We start from the raw sequence: 18,920 nt of genomic DNA, 5'->3' as shown, positions 1-18,920 counted from the left end.
CGGCTCACGATGGCCGGACAACCTCGCGACGGAACGGCACGACCCCGCGGTTGCCGGTACAACGGCGTGGGGCCGGTCCAGGTTCCCCGGCGGGGCGGCGCGCGGCCGCGCCGCGGAGAACGGGCACCGGCGCCGTCCCGCGGAGGTCCGCGGCGACGACGCCGGTGTGTGCCGTAATGCGGTTGTCCGGGCCCGTGCCGTCACCCCGAGTCGACGGCAACGGGCGGCTTCACGGGGCCTCGCCCTAGCTTTCCGCCAGGATGTGCGAGAGCTCCTGATCGAGATCGAAATGCCGGTGTTCCGTGCCGGGGGGCACGGCGGCGTCTGTGCGCTTCAGGAAGGACTCGAGAGCCCGCGCCGGGGCCTCGAGCAGTGCCTCGCCCTCCGGTGAGCTCAGGGCGATGCACACGACGCCCTGGCCATGACTGCGGGACGGCCAGACACGGACGTCGCCCGTGCCGGTGGGGCGGTGGAGACCTTCGGCGAGGAGGTCGCGGGCGAACACCCACTCGACGGTTTCCTCGGCTCCGGTGTGGAAGGTGGCGTGCACGGCGTAGGGGTCGGCCGTGTCGTACCGCAGGCCTGCGGGGACAGGCAGGGAGGACTCGCTCGACACAACGAGGCGCAGGTGCAGCTCGCAGCTGACCGTGGTGTTCATAAGCGCCAGGGCCTTTCGCTCAGTGTGCGCTCGGGGATTCGCACGTCGGCGAAATCGACATGCCACCTACGGTGCCGTTGTAAACCCCTCTGAGTGTTTTGCGTGTGTTTACGTAACTCTTCCGGCCGAGAGATCGCCCGGGTCGCGCGTCCATTCCGGTGACAGGTTTCGCTCCGGTAGTGTTTGGCCGTATGAACACGGGGAGTAACAAGCCCGGCGAGGCGGCCGTGGCGGCAGACCGTACGGGGACGGACGAGGCCACGGCCGAGCGAGCGCTCGGGTCGAGGGCGCCGGAATTCATCAAGGCGCGCCGCGCCCTGCACCTGAGCTGGCAGGTCGGCGTCTTCATCGTCGGACTGGCGGTCGTCCTGGCCGGCGCCGCCATGCTGGTCCTGCCGGGGCCGGGCTGGGTCGTGATCTTCGGCGGCATGGCGATCTGGGCGACCGAGTTCGTCTGGGCCCAGCTGGTGCTGCGCTGGACCAAGCGCAAGGTCACCGAGGCGGCGCAGCGTGCCCTCGACCCCAGGGTGCGTCGCCGGAACATCATCCTGACCTCGATCGGTGTCGTGATCATTGCCGTGCTGGCCGGGATCTACCTGTGGAAGTTCGGCCTGCAGATGCCCTGGAAGATCGAGGACCAGTGATCCGCGGCGGGGGCGCGACGGCCGGGTCCCCGCTGGTCACGGGCACCCCCTGACATGGGGTAATGTTCTTCCTGCGTCCGGGCGATTAGCTCAGTGGGAGAGCGCTTCGTTCACACCGAAGAGGTCACTGGTTCGAACCCAGTATCGCCCACCGGATCATCAGGCGGCCCGGCTCACGATCGTGAGCCGGGCCGCTCTGTCGTGCAGGTGTGTCCGGGCGGCCTCCCCGGGATCCGTTCGCGTGCCCGAAGCGGCCGCGCAGCCGTTCCGCTTCCGCCCGTCTTCATCCAACCGTGACCTTCCGGGCCGTCCGCGCCGGCGGGTCCGCCGATGTTCGGCGGGCCGGTCACGCCGCGCCGACCTGGGCATTCTCCGCCTCCATCGGCCGCGAGGCGAGGGCGACCGTCCACGCCGGACGCGTCCGGCACCCATGAATTCCTGTCCGAGTCATTGACGCGCCCCTGGGCCCTCCGTAGCTTGTGCCAGCAAGCGCTTACTTGAAACGATTCATGGGGCGGACGCGACGTTGCGGGGAGGCTCATATGCAGCAGGGCAGGAATGTGGAGAGGCGGACGATCCTCAAAGCGGCGGGGGCCTCGCTGGCCGTCGCGGGGCTGGGTGCGACCGCCACCGCGTGCGGTGGTGACAGCGGTTCGGGAGACGGAACGGTGACCATCCGTTACTCCTGGTGGGGTGCCGAGGACCGGGCCGAGCGCATCAACAAGACCATCGCGCTCTTCGAGAAGAAGTACCCGAAGATCAAGGTCAAGACCGACTTCCAGCAGTACACCGACTTCTGGAAGAAGTTCAACACGCAGGCCTCGGGCGGAAATCCGCCGGACGTCTTCCAGAACGCGATCGGATTTCTCCGCAAATACGACGCGAAGAACGTCCTGCTCGACCTGAGCGAGCAGGTCAAGGCTGGCAACCTCTCCATGGACGGTTTCCGGGCCGGCCTGGAGAAGTTCGGCGAGATCGACGGCAAGCTCCTGGGCGTCCCGGTCGGTTCCAACTCGATGGCCCTGGTCATCGACAAGCCCGTCTACACGCGGGCCGGCGTCACACCCGAGCAGGGCTGGACCTGGGACGACTTCGACCAGGCGATGACGAAGATCCGTGACAGGACCGGCCGGGCCGGGGACAGCGGCATGTACGGCGTCATGTACCTCTACGACCTGTACCTGCGCCAGAACGGCAAGGCGTTCTTCACCGAGGACGGACTCGGGTTCACCGAGGCCGACCTGACCCAGTGGTGGACCAAGGCGGACAAGGGCGTGAAGTCCGGCCTCTTCGCCGACGCCAAGAAGGTCGTCCAGGTCAAGCCCAAGTCAGCGCTCTCCGCGGCACTGGCCGGCAGCGAATACACCTGGGACAACTTCACCGTCCGCTACACCTCCGAGGGCAAGAGCGAGTACGGCCTCGCGCCCATTCCCACCACGGACGGCAAGAAGACCGGCCAGTACCTCGGCTCCCTGATGCTCAGCGGCTCCAAGCGCACCAAGCACCCCAAGGAAGTCGCCCAGTTCATCGACTTCATGGTGCACGACCCCGAGGTCGCCAAGATCATGGGCTACGACCGCGGTGTCCCCGCGACGCAGGCGCAGTACGACGCCTACCAGCCGACCGACCCGGTCAACAAGGCGATCGCGGCCTACGAGGAGTCCCTCGTGAAGGCGGGCGTCCTGGAGCCCATCACCCCGCACCCCGCCGGAGCCGACATCTGCGAGGCCGCGTTCCTGCGCATCGCCGAGGAGATGGCACTGGGCAAGCGGTCCGTGGACGACGCGGTCGAGCAGTTCTTCAACGAGTCGAAGACGGCTCTCGCCGGCTGATGGGAAGCGCCGTGACACACGCCCCTGCGACGGAGGACCTGACCCGGGACTCCGAGCCGCGGCACGGTCCGGTGAAGACCCCGCGCCCCGCCGCCCTGAAGCGGCGGCGGCGCCGGGACAACCTGGCCGGCTACCTCTTCATGTCCCCCTGGATCGCCGGTTTCCTGCTGCTCACGGCAGGACCGATGGTCGCCTCCCTCTACTTCGCGTTCACCGACTACGACCTGTTCGACTCGCCCCGGTGGATCGGCCTGGACAACTTCTCCGAGATGTTCGGCGACCCCCGCTGGCGCCACTCGGTCCAGGTCACGCTCTGGTACGTCGTCGTCGGCACGCCGATCAAGCTGATCGCCGCCCTCGGCGTCGCCCTGCTGCTGGCCCAGAAGCGGCGCGGGCAGGCCTTCTACCGGGCCGCCTTCTACGCGCCGTCGCTGATCGGCGCGAGTGTCTCCGTCGCCATCGTGTGGAAGGCGATCTTCTCGGACGACGCGGCCGTCGACCGTACGCAGCAGTTCTTCGGGATCGGCGCCGGCGGCTGGACCGGCGACCCGGACCTGATCATCTACAGCCTGGTGGCGCTCACCGTCTGGCAGTTCGGCGCCCCCATGGTCATCTTCCTGGCCGGCCTCAAGCAGGTGCCGCGCGAGCTGTACGAGGCCGCGAACGTCGACGGGGCGAGCAGGCTGCGGCAGTTCTGGAACATCACCCTGCCGATGATTTCCCCGGTCCTCTTCTTCAACGTCCTGCTGGAGACCATCCACTCCTTCCAGATCTTCAGCTCGGCGTACATCGTCGGCGGCGGCGCCGGGGGCAACGCCTGCGGTCCGGCCGACGGCTCGATGGTCTACACCTGCTACCTGTACGTCCAGGGCTTCGAGAACAGCCGCATGGGCCTGGCCTCCGCCATGGCGTGGATGCTGCTCGTCGCGGTCGCCCTGGTGACGGCGGTGCTGTTCTGGTCCCAGAAGCGCTGGGTGCACTACGAGGAGGGCGGCCGATGAGCGCGCAGGCCACCGACGTCACACCGGCCCCGTCCACGAGGGGGGCGCTGCGGCGCAAGCTGCCGGGCTCGCTCGCCTGGCACATCGGGTCGCTGGCGATCCTCGCGGTGATCCTCTACCCGGTGATCTGGGTCATCGGCGGCTCGTTCAAGAAGAGCGAGGACATCGTCGGCAGCCTGGACCTCTTCCCGGGCGACCCGATCATCTCCAACTACACGAGCCTCGCCGACGGCATCGCGGACATCTCGGTCTCCACGTTCTTCTTCAACTCCCTCTTCCTCGCGGTCGGCTCGGTGATCGGGATCCTGGTGTCCTGCTCGCTCACGGCGTACGCCTTCGCGAAGATCAGGTTCGCGGGCCGCAACCTGCTCTTCACGCTGATGATCGGCACGCTGCTGCTGCCCTACCACGTGCTGCTGATCCCGCAGTACGTGCTGTTCCGCAACATGGGCATGATCAACACCTACACCCCGCTGCTGCTGGGGAAGTACCTGGCCACGGAGGCGTTCTTCGTCTTCCTCATGGTGCAGTTCATGCGCAACCTGCCCAGGGAGCTGGACGAGGCGGCCCGCCTCGACGGCTGCGGCCACTTCCGCATCTACTGGTCGATCGTGCTCCCGCTGTGCCGCCCGGCGCTGATCACCAGCGCGATCTTCACCTTCATCAACTCCTGGAACGACTTCATGGGCCCGCTGATCTATCTCAACGAGCCCGGCAAGTACACCGTCTCCCTCGGCCTGAAGATGTTCGTGGACCAGGAAGGGCTGGCCAACTACGGCGGCATGATCGCCATGTCGCTCGTCGCGCTGCTGCCCGTCCTCGCCTTCTTCCTGGCCTTCCAGCGCTACCTGATCGACGGCATGGCGACGTCCGGTCTGAAGGGCTGAGGTGAGCCGATCATGACCGAGGCGCGCGCCAAGGCCCGTACGGAGCGGGGCGAGTCACGGCTGGCCGAGGGCTTCGCCCTGTTCGCCGAGTGCCTGCTCACCGGAGTGTGGATCGCGGTGGCCTCGCTGCCGCTGGTCACCTACCCCGCGGCGTTCGCGGCCGGCGCGCGGCACCTCGGGCGCCGGCTCGCCCACCAGCGCGGTGGCCGGCGGGAGTTCGCGGCCGACTTCCGGGCGGCGCTGCGCCGCGGGTGGCTCGTCGGGCTCGCCGGGTGGGCCGCCCTGGCCGCGGTGTGGGTGGACGTGCAGGCCGTACGGAACGGCCTGCCGGGCGGCCCGGTCGTGGGCGTCGTCGGGGTGCTCGCCCTGATCGGCGCGGCCGTGGCCGGGCTGCGCGCGACGGCGGCCTGGCGGCCCGGCGCCTCCTGGCGGTCCCTGCTCGCCGAGGCCGGCCGCCGCACCGTGCTCGACCCCGCCGGGTCCTTCCTGATCGTCGGCGGGCTGGCCCTGGTGGTCTGTTCCGCCTGGTTCAGCGTGCCGCTCGCGGTCGCCGTCCTGGGCGCCGTCGCGGCGGCGGCGGTCGCCGTGGAGGAGCGCTACCGGCGCCGCTGAGGGCGGTGCCCCCGCACCAGGGTCGGCGCCCGGCGTCGCACCCTCGGTCTGTCATGCCCTTGACAGTGCCATCTCCTTGCCCTGCATGCCCCTGCCCTGCCCTGCCCTGCATGCCATGCCCCCCATGCCATGCCCCCCATGTCCTTGACACCCCCCTGCAATCGCACGGAACGGAAAGGAAGGCCATGTCCCCCATCCCCCGCAGGTCCCTCCTCAAGGCGGCCGCCGTCGCCGGAGCCGCCGCCCAGTTCAGCTGGGCGCTGGGCGCGAAGAACGCCCAGGCCGCACCCGCCGCCAAGGACGGCGACGCCGACCCCGTCACCCTGACCTGGCTGGAGGACGGCGGCCTGGGCGCGGCCCCCGGCTCCACCGTCGGCGTCCCCTGGCCCAAGGGCACCTACCGGGAGGACCAGGCGTTCGCCGTCACGGACGCGGACGGCAAGGCCGTACCCGTGCAGTCCTGGCCGCTCGCGTACTGGCCGGACGGCTCCCTGAAGTGGACCGCGCACGCCGTCGGCTCGGGCAACGGCAAGCTCACGCTGGCCGCAGGCACCCCCGCCGCGCCCGCCAAGAAGGTCACCGTCGACCGGCGCGGCGGCACCATCGACATATCGACCGGCGTCATCACCGCCAGGATCGGCACCTCCGGCGCCACACTGATCAAGTCGGTCACCAGAGGATCCACCGAGATCGCGAAGAACGGCCGACTCGTGCTGCTGCGCCAGCCCGAGATCGAGGACGGCGACCAGGGCACGGTCAAGTACGAGCGCTTCGACGGCGCGATCAACGAGGTGAAGGTCGAGCAGGAGGGCCCCGTCCGCGCCGTCGTCCGCATCGACGGCAAGCACCGCAAGGGAGACCGGAGCTGGCTCCCGTTCTCCATCCGCCTCTACTTCTACGCGGGCGCCGACTCCTTCCGCATGGTGCACACCATCACGTTCGACGGGAAACAGGAGCCCGGCAAGGCGAGCGGCGACTTCATCCGCGGCCTCGGAATCCGCTTCACCGTGCCCATGCGCGACGAGTCCTACGACCGTCACATCCGCATCGGCGGCGAGGGCACCGGCCTCCTGCGCGAGGCGGTCAAGGGCATCACCGGGCTGCGCCGCGACCCGGGGGCGGCCGTGCAGGCGGCGCAGTTCGCCGGCGAGAAGCTGCCCGACCCCGCCACCTGGGACCAGCGGGTCACCACCCGCCTCCAGTACATCCCCGAGTGGGGCGACTACACCCTCTCCCAGCTCTCCGCCGACGGCTTCACCCTGCGCAAGCGCACCAAGAAGGGCCACGGCTGGATCGGCGCCGGCGGCGGCCGGCGCGCCTCCGGATTCGGCTACGTCGGCGGGGCGAGCGGCGGCCTCTCCTTCGGACTGCGCGACTTCTGGGAGAAGTTCCCCGCCCAGCTCGACATCCGCGACGCCCACACCGACGAGGCCGAGGTCACCCTCTGGCTGTGGTCGCCCGAGGCACAGCCCATGGACCTGCGCTTCTACCACGACGGCATGGGCCAGGACACCTACGCGGAACAGCTCGAAGGCCTCAACATCACCTATGAGGACTACGAGCCCGAGTTCGGCACCCCCTACGGCATCGCCCGCACCTCCGAGCTGCTGTTCTGGGCCAACGCCACCACCCCGAGCGCCGAGAGGCTCGCCGAACAGGTCGAGGCGGTGCGCGTCCTGCCGCAGCTCGCCGCCCCGCCGGGACAGCTCATCAAGGCCGGGGTCTTCGGACCCGGCCTCTACTCCGAGCCCGACCGCTCCACGCCCGCCAAGGCCAGGATCGAGGACCACCTCGACTTCCTCTTCACCTACTACAAGGACCAGGTGGAGAGGAACCGTTGGTACGGCTTCTGGGACTACGGCGACATCATGCACACCTACGACGCGGCCCGGCACGTGTGGCGGTACGACATCGGAGGCTACGCCTGGGACAACTCCGAACTCTCCCCGGACCTCTGGCTCTGGTACGCCTACCTGCGCTCCGGCCGCGCCGACATCTTCCGCTTCGCCGAGGCCATGACCCGGCACACCGGCGAGGTCGACGTCTACCACCTGGGCCAATGGGCCGGCCTCGGCACCCGGCACGGCGTCCAGCACTACGCCGACAGCGCCAAGCAGCAGCGCATCGCCAACACCACCTACCGCCGCTTCTACTACTTCCTCACCGCCGACGAACGCGTCGGCGACCTCATGCACGCCAACGTCGACTCCGACGAGACCTTCCTCGTCCTCGACCCGACCCGCAAGATCCGCACCGAGCCGTACACCCCCGACCGGAACGCCCTGTCGGTCGGCTTCGGCACCGACTGGAGCGGCCTGGTCTCGGCGTGGCTGACCGAGTGGGAGCGCAAGGGCCCCCAGTGGGAGAAGGCCAAGGCCCGCGTGCTGTCCACGATGGAGACCATCGCGGCGCAGCCCAACGGCTTCGTCCAGGGCAGCGGCCTGTACGACCTGGACACCGGGAAGTTCGCCGTCGCCGACGCCCCGAAGGTCGAGGTCTCCCACCTGTCGGCCGTCTTCGGACTGAACGAACTGTGCGCGGAGCTCATCGACCTCGTCGACATGCCGAAGTTCAACGAGGCGTACTACGACTACTGCCGCTACTTCAACGCCTCCAAGACCGAGCAGGCGGCACGGTACGGCGCCAACTTCGGCAGCCTGATCCTCTTCCAGGGCCACTCGCGCCTCGATGCCTACGCGGCCGTCCAGACCGGGGACGAGAAGCTCGCCAAGCGCGCGTGGGACAAGTTCTACAACTCCGACGGCTACAAGGAGTCCGCGCCCTGGAGGACGGAGAAGCTGAGCGGTCCCACCACGCTGGTGCCGGGCAGCGAGGCGAGCTGGGTGTCCACCAACGACACCGCGCTCTACGGCCTCGCCGCCATCGAGAACCTGGCACTCGTGGGGGACAGGATGCCGTAGTCGGCACGTGACGGACGCGGGTACGGGCACACTCCCCGGGTGGACTGGAACCATTACCGATTCCGCAGCCTGTGGACCCTGCCCGCGCCCGCCCCGGACGTCTACCGCTCGCTGGAACGGATCGAGGACTACCCCCGCTGGTGGCCCCAGGTGCGCGAGGTCACCCGGCTCGACGACACCAGCGGGGTCGTCCGGTTCCGCTCGCTCCTCCCGTACGACCTGACCGCGACCCTGCGCGACGGACGGCGCGACCCGGCGGCGGGGGTGCTGGAGGTCGTGCTGAGCGGGGACATGGAGGGCTGGGCACGCTGGACGATCACCCCGCGCGGCTCCGGCGCCCTCGTCCGCTACGACCAGGAGGTCGACGTACGCAAGCCGCTGCTGCGCCGGCTCGCGGTGCCGGGGCGGCCCCTGTTCCGGGCCAACCACCGGCTGATGATGCGGGCGGGACGGCGTGGGCTGGCCGCCCATCTGCAAGCGGTTTGATGGAAACGCGCGGGGGCCTGTATTGTTCAGTGCGTTCCCGGGCGATTAGCTCAGTGGGAGAGCGCTTCGTTCACACCGAAGAGGTCACTGGTTCGAACCCAGTATCGCCCACGCTCGGGAAAGCGACGTGTGTCCGCAGACCATGCGGACACCGTCGCTTTCTTCGTTTCTGCGCGGCTCCGTTTCACGCCGCCGCCGGCAGGTTCGGCCGCAGGGGCCAGGCCGGGTCCACCGGCTCCTCCGTCCCGTTGAGCGCGAACCACGCCTGCAGCCCCCGTGCCTGCCCCGCGTGCCACACCGCCTGGAGCGTGTGCAGCTCGGCGGGGGACAGGCGCTCCAGCCGGCCCGCGAAGCGGCGCCCCACCGCCCGTACGACCTCCAGCGCGGCCTGCGCGTCGGCCGCCGCGTCGTGCGCGCCCTCCAGCTCGACCTCGTAGTGCGCGCACAGGTCGGTGAGGGTGCGGCGACCCTTGCGGTACCGGTCGAGGTGCTTGTCGAGCACACGTGGATCGAGGACGTTCAGCGGCGTCCGCTCCAACCAGCGGGCCAGGGGCGAGGCGCGGTGCCGGCGCAACTCCCGGTCCAGCAGCGTCAGGTCGAACGGCGCGTTCATCACCACCAGCGGGCGCCCGACACGGGCCTGCTCGGCGAGCGCCTCGGCCATCTCCCACATCACCGGTGCCGGCCAGCGGCCGAGGCGCTGCAGATGCTCGTCCGTCAGCCCGTGCACCGCCGTCGCCGCCTGAGGCACCGGCACGCCCGGGTTCACCAGCCACCGGGTCACCCGCGGCCTGAGGCCCGCGGCGTCCTGGACGACGAGGGCCGCCGACACGATCCGGTCGGTCTCGACGTCCACACCCGTCGTCTCCGTGTCGAAGGCGGCCAGCGGCCCCTCGATCCAGTTCGTCATAGGGCACTCAACTCCTCGTCCCGCCCCGGCTGCTGACGCGCCGTCTTCTGTCCCGGTTCGGTGATACCCGGGCTGTTTGCGGCGTACGCCGGAAGGAGACAACAGGAGTACGGGTCTTTGCAGTTCAGGGACCCGCAGTGCAGACACACCAGTTCTGGAAGGCTGTTGGCCATGGCCATAGCGCAGCCCGAACGGGGCGGGCTGCTGCCCGAGCGCACGGCGCCCTCACGCGGCTCTCTCGCCACCACCGCCTGCATGGAGACCCTGCAGGTCGGCTACCTCCACGCGGTCGCCGCGGCGGCGGGCTGCTCGCTCTCCCAGCCCTTCCCGGACAACGGCATCGACTGGCACGTCAGCCACAGCGCCCCCGGGCACACGGTTGACGACGAGGTCACCATCAAGGTGCAGCTCAAGGCGACGTACCAGATCCCGCCGAACCCGCCGGGCCGCTTCTTCTCCTTCACGCTCGACAACGACCACCTGGCGAAGCTCGCCCGCACCCCGGTCTCGGTGCACAAGATCCTGGTCGTGATGATCGTCCCCCGGTCCCGGGACCAGTGGCTGCGCGCCGGCCACGACCGGCTCGACCTCAGGCACTGCTGCTACTGGACCAACCTCGCCGGACAACCGGTCACCGGCCGGCGACGCACCACCGTGCGGATACCGACCGCGCGTGTCTTCGACGACCGGGCGCTGTGCGAGATCATGACGCGGGTCGGGACGGGAGGGAAACCATGACGCACCGCCCGACCGGCGAGCCCCTTCGCCCGGTCCGCCCGCACTCCGTCCACCCGCCCGGCCGCACCGGCGCCGACAGCGGCCCGCCCGAGCCCGGCACCGTCGACCCGGCCGTGCTGACCGCGCTGCTCCACCGGCACGGCTGGCAGCGGCGCGGCGGCGCCCCCGGACGCTACGGCCGCTGGACCCCGCCCGGCCCGGACGGCGGAGCCATCAGCCTGCTGGTGCCCGTCAGCCGCGCCTTCCCCGACAGCGACGACCTGCTCGGCGAGGCGCTGGCCGCCCTGTCCCGCAGCGGCGTGCCCCGCGCCCGCGAGATCCTCGTCTCCCTCGCCGTACCGAGCGACGAGATCCGCTGGGCACGCGACGTACCGGCAGGGCCCGGCGGCAGCGCGTCCTGGACCGGCGAGGAACAGCTGCGCTCCGCGGCCCGCCGGATGCTGCTCGCCGGAGCGCTCGCCACGCGCGCCCGTGCCGGCTACTACGGCGCCCGGCACCGGCGCGCCGCCACCGCGGCCCTGGAGAACGTGCTGGTCGGCCCCGCCCCCGGCGGCCGCCACCTCACCGCGTTCGTGCCCGTCACCACCGGCCGCCCCCTCGCCGTACGCCTCCACCAGGCCCTCTTCGCCGCCCGTGAGGCCGTCGACTACCGGCGGGCCACCGGCCGCATGGACGCCTTCGACGCGGCCGTCACGGCGGGCGTCAGCCACGAACTCACCGACGCGCTCGTCGCCCTGGTCCGGGGCACGGAGGGCGCCCGCGTCGGCGTCGACTGGGCGCCGGCCGCCGGAGTCCCCGAGGGGTGCGCCGCCCTCGCCGAACCGGTCGAGTTCTCACCCGGCGACCTGCCCGCCCTGCGCGAGGCCGCCGCCCGCTACCTGCGCGCGGAACCCTCCGTACCGGTGCGGATCACCGGCACCGTCGTCCGGATGCGCCGGACCGGGCCGCGGGGCGCGGGCAGCGTACGGCTCCGCGTGCTGGCCGGTGCGGAGGTCCCACAGGTGCGGATCACGCTGGACGAGGAGGCCTACCGGATCGCCGGGCACGCGCACCTCGTCGGGCTGCCGGTGCGGGTCCTCGGCCGGCTGGAGAGCCGGGGCGGGTTCCGCCGGCTGACCGGCGCCTGCGAGATCGCGCCCGTGCAGGTCGACGACGCGGAGCGGGACCGGCTGCTGAAAGCGGTCCAGGAGCACATGGAGGTGGCGGCCTTCTTCGAGGAGGCCTGCGGAGGGGACTGCGGGGGCTGCGGGGACTGAGCACGGGGACCGGTCGCGGGGAATGATTTCGCGGTGGGCGGGCCGGGGTCGGTACGATCGCCCTCATGCGTGCGCTCCGGTATGGCGCCGCGGCCCCACTTCAGTCAGGAGAGACCGGTGTCAGACGTCCGTGTGATCATCCAACGCGATTCCGAGCGGGAAGAACGCGTGGTGACGACGGGCACCACGGCCGCCGAGCTCTTCGCCGGCGAGCGCGCGATCGTCGCCGCCCGCGTCGACGGCGAGCTCAGGGACCTCGCGTACGAGTTGGTGGACGGCGAGACCGTCGAGGGCGTCGAGATCTCCTCCCAGGACGGCCTCGACATCCTGCGCCACTCCACCGCGCACGTCATGGCCCAGGCCGTCCAGGAGCTGTTCCCCGAGGCCAAGCTCGGCATCGGCCCGCCCGTCAAGGACGGCTTCTACTACGACTTCGACGTCGAGAAGCCCTTCCACCCCGATGACCTCAAGGCCATCGAGAAGAAGATGCAGGAGATCCAGAAGCGCGGCCAGCGCTTCTCGCGCCGCGTGGTGACCGACGACGAGGCCCGTGAGGAGCTCGCCGACGAGCCGTACAAGCTGGAGCTGATCGGCCTCAAGGGCTCCGCCTCCCACGACGACGGCGCGGACGTCGAGGTCGGCGCCGGCGAGCTGACGATCTACGACAACCTGGACGCCAAGACCGGCGAGCTGTGCTGGAAGGACCTCTGCCGCGGTCCCCACCTGCCCAGCACCCGGAACATCCCGGCGTTCAAGCTCATGCGCAACGCCGCCGCCTACTGGCGCGGCAGCGAGAAGAACCCGATGCTCCAGCGCATCTACGGCACCGCCTGGCCGACCAAGGACGAGCTGAAGGCGCACCTGGAGTTCCTCGCCGAGGCCGAGAAGCGCGACCACCGCAAGCTCGGCAGCGAGCTCGACCTGTTCTCCATCCCGGAGCAGATCGGCTCCGGCCTCGCCGTCTTCCACCCCAAGGGCGGCATCATCCGCCGGGTCATGGAGGACTACTCGCGGCGCCGCCATGAGGAGGAGGGCTACGAGTTCGTCTACACCCCGCACGCCACCAAGGGGAAGCTCTTCGAGACCTCGGGCCACCTGGACTGGTACGCCGACGGCATGTACCCGCCCATGCAGCTCGACGAGGGCGTGGACTACTACCTCAAGCCCATGAACTGCCCGATGCACAACCTGATCTTCGACGCGCGCGGGCGTTCGTACCGTGAACTGCCCTTGAGGCTCTTCGAGTTCGGCACGGTCTACCGCTACGAGAAGTCGGGCGTCGTGCACGGCCTGACCCGGGCCCGCGGCTTCACCCAGGACGACGCGCACATCTACTGCACCCGCGAGCAGATGTCCGAGGAGCTCGACAGGACGCTCACCTTCGTGCTGGGCCTGCTGCGCGACTACGGTCTGACCGACTTCTACCTGGAGCTGTCGACCAAGGATCCGGAGAAGTTCGTCGGCTCGGACGAGGCCTGGGAAGAGGCCACCGAGACGCTGCGCCAGGTCGCCGAGAAGCAGAACCTGGAGCTCGTGGCGGACCCGGGCGGCGCCGCCTTCTACGGCCCGAAGATCTCCGTGCAGGCCAAGGACGCCATCGGCCGCACCTGGCAGATGTCGACCATCCAGCTCGACTTCAACCTGCCGGAGCGCTTCGGCCTCGAGTACACGGCCGCGGACGGCACCAAGACCCGCCCGGTCATGATCCACCGCGCGCTGTTCGGCTCCATCGAGCGGTTCTTCGCGGTGCTCCTCGAGCACTACGCGGGCGCCTTCCCGGCGTGGCTGGCGCCGGTGCAGGCGGTGGGTGTCCCGGTGGGCGACGCCCACGTCGAGTACCTGGAGAAGTTCGCCGCGGAGGCCAAGCAGAAGGGCCTGCGGGTGGAGGTCGACTCCTCCTCGGACCGTATGCAGAAGAAGATCAGGACGGCCCAGAAGCAGAAGGTCCCGTTCATGATCATCGTGGGTGACGACGACATGAACGCGGGCACGGTGTCGTTCCGCCACCGCGACGGCTCGCAGGAGAACGGCATCCCGCGTGACGAAGCGCTGGCGAAGCTCGTTGACGTCGTGGAACGCCGCGTACACGTGTGATTGCTCCCCGCGACAGCGGGGATGATCCCAAGATGCGCAAGGCCCACAAGCGCACGGTGCCGTGCTCCCCGCTGAAGCGGGACTCCAGGCCCCCGGGACCTTCCCGGGGGCCTTTCTCCGTCACCGCACGCGACGCCATATGCTGCACGTATGACGAGTGAGCCGGAGCAGCAGTTGGGAGTGGGGACGCAGGACGCGTTCCAGCGCCTGTGGACGCCTCACCGGATGGCCTACATCCAGGGCGAGAACAAGCCGAGCGGCCCCGGCGCCGACGACGGCTGCCCCTTCTGCTCGATCCCGGCCAAGTCCGACGAGGACGGGCTGGTCATCCGGCGGGGCGAGCACGTGTACGCGGTGCTCAACCTCTACCCGTACAACGGCGGCCACCTGATGACCGTGCCGTACCGGCACGTCGCCGACTACACCGACCTGACCGGCGCGGAGACCGCGGAGCTCGCCGAGCTGACCAAGCAGGCGATGAGGGCGCTGCGCACCGCCTCCGGCGCCCATGGCTTCAACATCGGCATGAACCAGGGCTCGGTGGCCGGCGCGGGCATCGCCGCCCACCTCCACCAGCACATCGTGCCCCGATGGGGCGGCGACACGAACTTCATGCCGGTCGTCGGCCACACGAAGGTGCTGCCGCAGTTGCTGGGGGACACCCGCAAGATGCTGGCGGAGGCGTGGCCGACGGGCTGATGCTCGGCTCGCGCCGCGTCGATCAGCCCGTCCGGCGCGACGGTCATGCCGGCCGCGCCCGCACGCCTCCGGCCGAACCGCCGGAGGCCTACGCGTCGTACAGGTCGGCCTTCCGCGGCGACGGATCCTGCACAGCCGTACTGAGGAACGCCGACCGCGACCCGAACTTCTCCGTGTCCACGCCGTTCTCCCCCAGCACCTTGATCGCCGCCGAGTGCACCACCCGGAGCACCGGCGCGGCCGCCCGCAGCGCGTCGTCGGCCATGAAGCGGTGCCGCCACGGCTGGTCCGCCCAGGCGTGCCGCAGTCCGAACGGCTCCGGCAGTCCGATCGTGCCGCCGAGCCAGTTCAGCAGCGGCGGGTACCAGGTGAGCGGGGCGCGGACGGCCAGGCGTACCACCTCGTTGGCGGTGACCAGCGGGAGCATCACCTTGCGCGTCTCCCACGGCTTGAACGACTTGGCGACCTCCTTGGAGGGAGCCTCCGGCTTGGTGGTGAAGAGGGAGTTCACCGGACCCAGGGCGTGACCGGTGACCTCGATGCGCAGCGTCGAGTGCAGCACGGTCACGGTGATCAGCATGGTGATGACCAACTGGCCGTCCCACAGCGTCCACTGGACGCCCAGGTAGTGCCGGTCGCCCGCGCCGAACTGCTGCTTGTTGCAGATGTCCTGTATCGCGTGCGACTTGACCTGGTACGCCTCGACGTCCGTGCCCTCCGGCCGGGACACCGCCTTGGCGTTCTCCCCGATCGGCGTGACGATCCAGTGCCGTATGGAGGGCTTCGTGAAGCCGCCGGTGTGCAGTGGTCCGCGTTCCAGCATGCGCAGTTGGTCGTGGATGGAGCGGATGACGTCCCAGCTGCGGAACGGGTGGATCTCCCGGGTGGGGTCGGCCGGCACCAGCTCCTCGGCGAGCTGCCAGCTGCCCCAGCGCGTGCCCATGCCGAGTATGCCCTTGGGGCCGGCGTAGAAGACGGAGTTGGACTGCTGCTCGGCGCCGAGCTTCGCCAGGGACTGGCGCAGCTTCTCGGCCGCGGTCTCGCCCGGGTTGCTGGGCACCGCCTCCGGCACCTTGGCGCCGACGCCGCTGCCCGACAGGAGGCCGTCCCAGCGCTCCCGCAGGTCCTTCGCCGTGCTCTCGCAGATCCGCTTGGCCCAGAACCAGCCGATGACGGGCATCACGACCGCGGCTCGCGCGTACCAGGCCCAGAAGCCGGAGAAGGGCATCTTGACGAGGAACAGCACGGCCAGCGCGGCGATCGCCACGAGTACGGCGGTGCCCAGCGCCCCGGCCTGCTTGTTCTCCGCCTTGGCGACGGTGGTGCGGATCTGGAAGCCGAGCAGCCAGACCAGCATGCCGGGCAGGAACAGCAGGCCGCACAGCACGATCACCATGGACAGCCGGGCGTCGCGTGCCTTACGGATGCCGTTGGCCGCCAGGCAGTGTTCGACGACCACCTGCGGCTCGGCCCCGAAGGACTGGATGAGTGGCTTGCGGTCACCGCCCAGCATGCGGTCGGCCACCGCGCGGGAGAAGGCCTCGCCGAGGTTGGGGCGGAAGATCGTGGCCCAGGACCGGCCCGCGTTGACGGCCGTCTGGTGCCACTCGTTGTCGGCCTTCTTGATCTCCTCCATCGGGTTGTCCCGGTAGGCGGCCGAGGCCAGCGCGAAGGTGGCCGTCTGCCCCCCGTCGTCCGTACGCGGCACCTGCGGTCCGAAGAAGTCCGCGTAACCGCCGTCAACGGTCATTCCCGCCCCCGATCGCCACCACTGTCGCTCCTGCGGGCCTTCCCGACTTGCCTGCCCCGCACACCTGTTGATCAGGTCATCAGCGTATCCGCCGGGAACGGCGTGCGTCACCGGACGCCCAAAGGCGCCTCTGCGTGCGCGGGTTGCCCGCGCGGTGCGCCGTCGCGCGCCGGGGGTGCGCGTCCGGCGCGGGTGGCCCCGCGCCGGTCCGCGAGGCGCCGCTACGACGCCGTCCGCACCTCCTCGCGCAGCCGTTCCGCGATCTGTGCGGGCATCGGCTCGTGCCGAGCGTAACGGCGGTCGAAGCGTGCGGTGCCGTGCGAGAGGGAACGCAGGTCCACCGCGTACCGGCCGATCTCGATCTCGGGCACCTCGGCCCGGATCAGGGTCCGCCCGCCGTTCGTCTGCTCGGTGCCGAGGACCTTGCCGCGCCGTCCGGACAGGTCGCTCATCACGGCGCCCACGTAGTCGTCGCCGACCAGGACGCCGACCTCGGCCACCGGCTCCAGCAGGTGGATCCTCGCCCCGGCAGCGGCTTCCCGCAGGGCCAGCGCGCCGGCCGTCTGGAAGGCGGCGTCGGAGGAGTCCACCGAGTGCGCCTTGCCGTCGAGCAGCGTGATCCGCACGTCGATCAGCGGATGGCCGGCGGCGACGCCCTTGGCGGCCTGTGCGCGGACGCCCTTCTCGACCGACGGGATGAACTGCCGGGGCACCGCGCCGCCGACCACCTTGTCCACGAACTCGATGCCCGAGCCGCCCGGCAGCGGCTCCACCTCGATCTCGCAGATGGCGTACTGCCCGTGCCCGCCGGACTGCTTGACGTGCCGGCCGCGTCCGGCCGCCCTGTTCCCGAACGTCTCCCGCAGGGAGACCCGGTGGGGTACGACGTCGACCTGGACGCCGTACCGGCTGCGCAGCCGTTCCAGTGCGACGTCGGCGTGGGCCTCGCCCAGGCACCACAGGACGACCTGGTGCGTGTCCTGGTTCTGTTCCAGGCGCATGGTCGGGTCCTCGGCGACCAGTCGGGCCAGGCCCTGGGAGAGCTTGTCCTCGTCGGGTTTGCTGTGTGCCTGGATGGCGAGCGGCAGCAGGGGGTCGGGCATCTCCCAGGGGGCCATGAGCAGGGGGTCGTCCTTGGCCGAGAGGGTGTCGCCGGTCTCCGCGCGGCTGAGCTTGGCCACGCACGCCAGGTCGCCCGCGATCACGTGCGTGACCGGCCGCTGCTGTTTGCCGAACGGTGTCGACAGGGCGCCGATCCGTTCGTCGACATCGTGGTCCTCGTGGCCCCGGTCGGCCAGCCCGTGCCCGGAGACGTGCACGGTCTGGTCGGCGCGCAGGGTGCCGGAGAACACGCGGACCAGCGAGATCCGGCCGACGTACGGGTCGGAGGACGTCTTGACGACCTCCGCGACCAGTGACTCGTCCGGATCGCACATCCGCAGTTCGCGCGCGGCGCCCTCGGGCGTGGTCACCCGGGGTGCCTCCCGCTCCAGGGGCGTCGGGAAGCCGCGTGTGACCAGCTCCAGCAGCTCGACCGTGCCCAGTCCTTGCCGGGCGCCCTCGGCGGCGGGGGCGGCGGCCAGGACGGGGAAGAACGCGCCGCGTGCCACGGCTCGCTCCAGGTCCTCGACGAGCGTCTTGACGTCGACCGGCTCGCCGCCCAGGTACCGCTCCATGAGGGTCTCGTCCTCGCTCTCCGAGATGATCCCCTCGATGAGCAGGCCGCGGGCCTCGTCGATCAGCGGCAGCCGGTCCTCGTCCGGCTCCGACTCCTTGCGCTCGCCGGAGGCGTAGTCGAACAGCCTCTGCGACAGCAGTCCGATGAGCCCCGTCACGGGCGCGTGCCCGTCGGGGGCCTGCGGTCCGCGCAGCGGCAGGTACAGCGGCAGTACGGCGTCGGGGTCGTCCCCGCCGAAGGCCTCCGCGCAGATCCGTGTCATCTCCTCGAAGTCCGCGCGGGCGGACTCCAGGTGCGTGATCACGATGGCGCGCGGCATGCCGACGGCGGCGCACTCCTCCCACACCATGCGGGTCGATCCGTCCACCCCGTCGGAGGCCGAGACGACGAAGAGGGCCGCGTCCGCCGCGCGCAGACCGGCCCTCAGTTCACCGACGAAGTCGGCGTACCCCGGGGTGTCCAGGAGGTTGATCTTGATGCCGTCCCATGCGACCGGCACCAGGGAGAGCTGTACGGAGCGGTGCTGCCGGTGCTCCATCTCGTCGTAGTCCGAGACGCAGCCGCCGTCCTCCACGCGGCCCGCCCGGTTCACCGCCCCCGCTGTCAGCGCGAGGGCTTCCACCAAAGTCGTCTTGCCCGCCCCGGAGTGGCCGACCAGCACCACATTCCGTACGGACGTGGGACGGTCGGCCGCCGTTGCCCTTCCGGCGGCTCCGGGATGGGTGTGTGTCTTGTCGCCCATGTCCTTGCCTCC

General features: G+C 70.4%; 15 protein-coding genes and 2 tRNA genes. 13 read left to right on the top strand and 4 right to left on the bottom strand.

Features of this window, described 5'->3' with window-relative positions:
* Positions 1 to 244: 244 nt before the first annotated feature.
* The gene (locus RM812_RS27810) at positions 245 to 658 is read right to left on the bottom strand and encodes an SsgA family sporulation/cell division regulator (protein ID WP_004002642.1); all 414 of its coding nucleotides are present in this window, start codon (positions 656 to 658) and stop codon (positions 245 to 247) included.
* Between the two features lie 191 nt (positions 659 to 849).
* Here RM812_RS27810 and RM812_RS27805 point away from each other — a divergent pair, with 191 nt between their 5' ends.
* The 9 genes from RM812_RS27805 to RM812_RS27765 all read left to right on the top strand — a co-directional run bounded on the left by RM812_RS27805 (position 850) and on the right by RM812_RS27765 (position 9,152).
* Positions 850 to 1,302, top strand: coding sequence for a TIGR02611 family protein (locus RM812_RS27805; protein WP_311577725.1), 453 nt, complete (start codon positions 850 to 852; stop codon positions 1,300 to 1,302).
* A 79-nt stretch (positions 1,303 to 1,381) separates the two neighbouring features.
* Positions 1,382 to 1,453 (top strand) — tRNA-Val (locus tag RM812_RS27800).
* Between the two features lie 391 nt (positions 1,454 to 1,844).
* Positions 1,845 to 3,134 (top strand): ABC transporter substrate-binding protein, encoded by a 1,290-nt coding sequence (locus RM812_RS27795; RefSeq protein ID WP_311577722.1) that lies wholly within the window; start codon positions 1,845 to 1,847, stop codon positions 3,132 to 3,134.
* Entirely contained in the window at positions 3,134 to 4,135 is a 1,002-nt protein-coding gene (locus RM812_RS27790) for a carbohydrate ABC transporter permease (RefSeq protein ID WP_311577719.1), read from the top strand. Before RM812_RS27795 ends, RM812_RS27790 begins: the two co-directional genes overlap by 1 nt.
* Positions 4,132 to 5,022, top strand: a complete 891-nt coding sequence (locus tag RM812_RS27785) for a carbohydrate ABC transporter permease (RefSeq protein WP_311577715.1) — start codon at positions 4,132 to 4,134, stop codon at positions 5,020 to 5,022. The genes RM812_RS27790 and RM812_RS27785 overlap by 4 nt, the downstream gene beginning before the upstream one ends.
* A 12-nt stretch (positions 5,023 to 5,034) precedes the next feature.
* Entirely contained in the window at positions 5,035 to 5,634 is a 600-nt protein-coding gene (locus RM812_RS27780) for a hypothetical protein (RefSeq protein WP_311577712.1), read from the top strand.
* 185 nt (positions 5,635 to 5,819) lie between these two features.
* Positions 5,820 to 8,555 (top strand): exo-rhamnogalacturonan lyase family protein, encoded by a 2,736-nt coding sequence (locus RM812_RS27775; RefSeq protein WP_311577710.1) that lies wholly within the window; start codon positions 5,820 to 5,822, stop codon positions 8,553 to 8,555.
* A gap of 39 nt (positions 8,556 to 8,594) precedes the next feature.
* The gene (locus tag RM812_RS27770; RefSeq protein WP_311577707.1) at positions 8,595 to 9,041 is read left to right on the top strand and encodes an SRPBCC family protein; all 447 of its coding nucleotides are present in this window, start codon (positions 8,595 to 8,597) and stop codon (positions 9,039 to 9,041) included.
* 39 nt (positions 9,042 to 9,080) lie between these two features.
* Positions 9,081 to 9,152: transfer RNA gene (locus RM812_RS27765), tRNA-Val, on the top strand.
* 73 nt (positions 9,153 to 9,225) lie between these two features.
* On the opposite strand, the gene RM812_RS27760 is transcribed toward RM812_RS27765, so the two are convergent.
* Positions 9,226 to 9,951, bottom strand: a complete 726-nt coding sequence (locus tag RM812_RS27760) for a 3'-5' exonuclease (RefSeq protein ID WP_311577704.1) — start codon at positions 9,949 to 9,951, stop codon at positions 9,226 to 9,228.
* A 171-nt stretch (positions 9,952 to 10,122) separates the two neighbouring features.
* On the opposite strand from RM812_RS27760, the gene RM812_RS27755 reads away from it, so the two are divergent.
* From RM812_RS27755 to RM812_RS27740, 4 genes are all read left to right on the top strand, one after another.
* Positions 10,123 to 10,689, top strand: a complete 567-nt coding sequence (locus RM812_RS27755; RefSeq protein WP_311577702.1) for a DUF4365 domain-containing protein — start codon at positions 10,123 to 10,125, stop codon at positions 10,687 to 10,689.
* Positions 10,686 to 11,945, top strand: a complete 1,260-nt coding sequence (locus tag RM812_RS27750; protein WP_311577701.1) for a hypothetical protein — start codon at positions 10,686 to 10,688, stop codon at positions 11,943 to 11,945. Before RM812_RS27755 ends, RM812_RS27750 begins: the two co-directional genes overlap by 4 nt.
* A gap of 117 nt (positions 11,946 to 12,062) precedes the next feature.
* Positions 12,063 to 14,039: a threonine--tRNA ligase gene (gene thrS / locus RM812_RS27745; protein WP_311577699.1), complete on the top strand. Its 1,977-nt coding sequence runs from the start codon at positions 12,063 to 12,065 to the stop codon at positions 14,037 to 14,039.
* Between the two features lie 150 nt (positions 14,040 to 14,189).
* Entirely contained in the window at positions 14,190 to 14,738 is a 549-nt protein-coding gene (locus RM812_RS27740; protein ID WP_311577696.1) for an HIT family protein, read from the top strand.
* Positions 14,739 to 14,826: 88 nt separating this feature from the next.
* On the opposite strand, the gene RM812_RS27735 is transcribed toward RM812_RS27740, so the two are convergent.
* Both RM812_RS27735 and RM812_RS27730 read right to left on the bottom strand, forming a co-directional pair.
* Positions 14,827 to 16,488, bottom strand: coding sequence for a hypothetical protein (locus tag RM812_RS27735; RefSeq protein WP_311577694.1), 1,662 nt, complete (start codon positions 16,486 to 16,488; stop codon positions 14,827 to 14,829).
* A gap of 221 nt (positions 16,489 to 16,709) precedes the next feature.
* Positions 16,710 to 18,908 (bottom strand): elongation factor G-like protein EF-G2, encoded by a 2,199-nt coding sequence (locus tag RM812_RS27730; RefSeq protein ID WP_311577691.1) that lies wholly within the window; start codon positions 18,906 to 18,908, stop codon positions 16,710 to 16,712.
* Positions 18,909 to 18,920: the final 12 nt, after the last annotated feature.

The sequence above is a fragment of the Streptomyces lancefieldiae genome (assembly GCF_031845825.1).
Taxonomy (GTDB): Bacteria; Actinomycetota; Actinomycetes; order Streptomycetales; family Streptomycetaceae; genus Streptomyces; species Streptomyces lancefieldiae.
Note: the sequence above shows the minus strand (reverse complement) of the source record. Positions and strands in the feature narration are given on the sequence as shown.

Bases quoted from the DNA above. Each gene is read 5' to 3' on its own strand.
- RM812_RS27810 (WP_004002642.1), bottom strand. From the start codon at position 658: ATGAACACCACGGTCAGCTGCGAGCTGCACCTGCGCCTCGTTGTGTCG.
- RM812_RS27805 (WP_311577725.1), top strand. From the start codon at position 850: ATGAACACGGGGAGTAACAAGCCCGGCGAGGCGGCCGTGGCGGCAGAC.
- RM812_RS27795 (WP_311577722.1), top strand. From the start codon at position 1,845: ATGCAGCAGGGCAGGAATGTGGAGAGGCGGACGATCCTCAAAGCGGCG.
- RM812_RS27790 (WP_311577719.1), top strand. From the start codon at position 3,134: ATGGGAAGCGCCGTGACACACGCCCCTGCGACGGAGGACCTGACCCGG.
- RM812_RS27785 (WP_311577715.1), top strand. From the start codon at position 4,132: ATGAGCGCGCAGGCCACCGACGTCACACCGGCCCCGTCCACGAGGGGG.
- RM812_RS27780 (WP_311577712.1), top strand. From the start codon at position 5,035: ATGACCGAGGCGCGCGCCAAGGCCCGTACGGAGCGGGGCGAGTCACGG.
- RM812_RS27775 (WP_311577710.1), top strand. From the start codon at position 5,820: ATGTCCCCCATCCCCCGCAGGTCCCTCCTCAAGGCGGCCGCCGTCGCC.
- RM812_RS27760 (WP_311577704.1), bottom strand. From the start codon at position 9,951: ATGACGAACTGGATCGAGGGGCCGCTGGCCGCCTTCGACACGGAGACG.
- RM812_RS27755 (WP_311577702.1), top strand. From the start codon at position 10,123: ATGGCCATAGCGCAGCCCGAACGGGGCGGGCTGCTGCCCGAGCGCACG.
- RM812_RS27750 (WP_311577701.1), top strand. From the start codon at position 10,686: ATGACGCACCGCCCGACCGGCGAGCCCCTTCGCCCGGTCCGCCCGCAC.
- RM812_RS27740 (WP_311577696.1), top strand. From the start codon at position 14,190: ATGACGAGTGAGCCGGAGCAGCAGTTGGGAGTGGGGACGCAGGACGCG.
- RM812_RS27735 (WP_311577694.1), bottom strand. From the start codon at position 16,488: ATGACCGTTGACGGCGGTTACGCGGACTTCTTCGGACCGCAGGTGCCG.
- RM812_RS27730 (WP_311577691.1), bottom strand. From the start codon at position 18,908: ATGGGCGACAAGACACACACCCATCCCGGAGCCGCCGGAAGGGCAACG.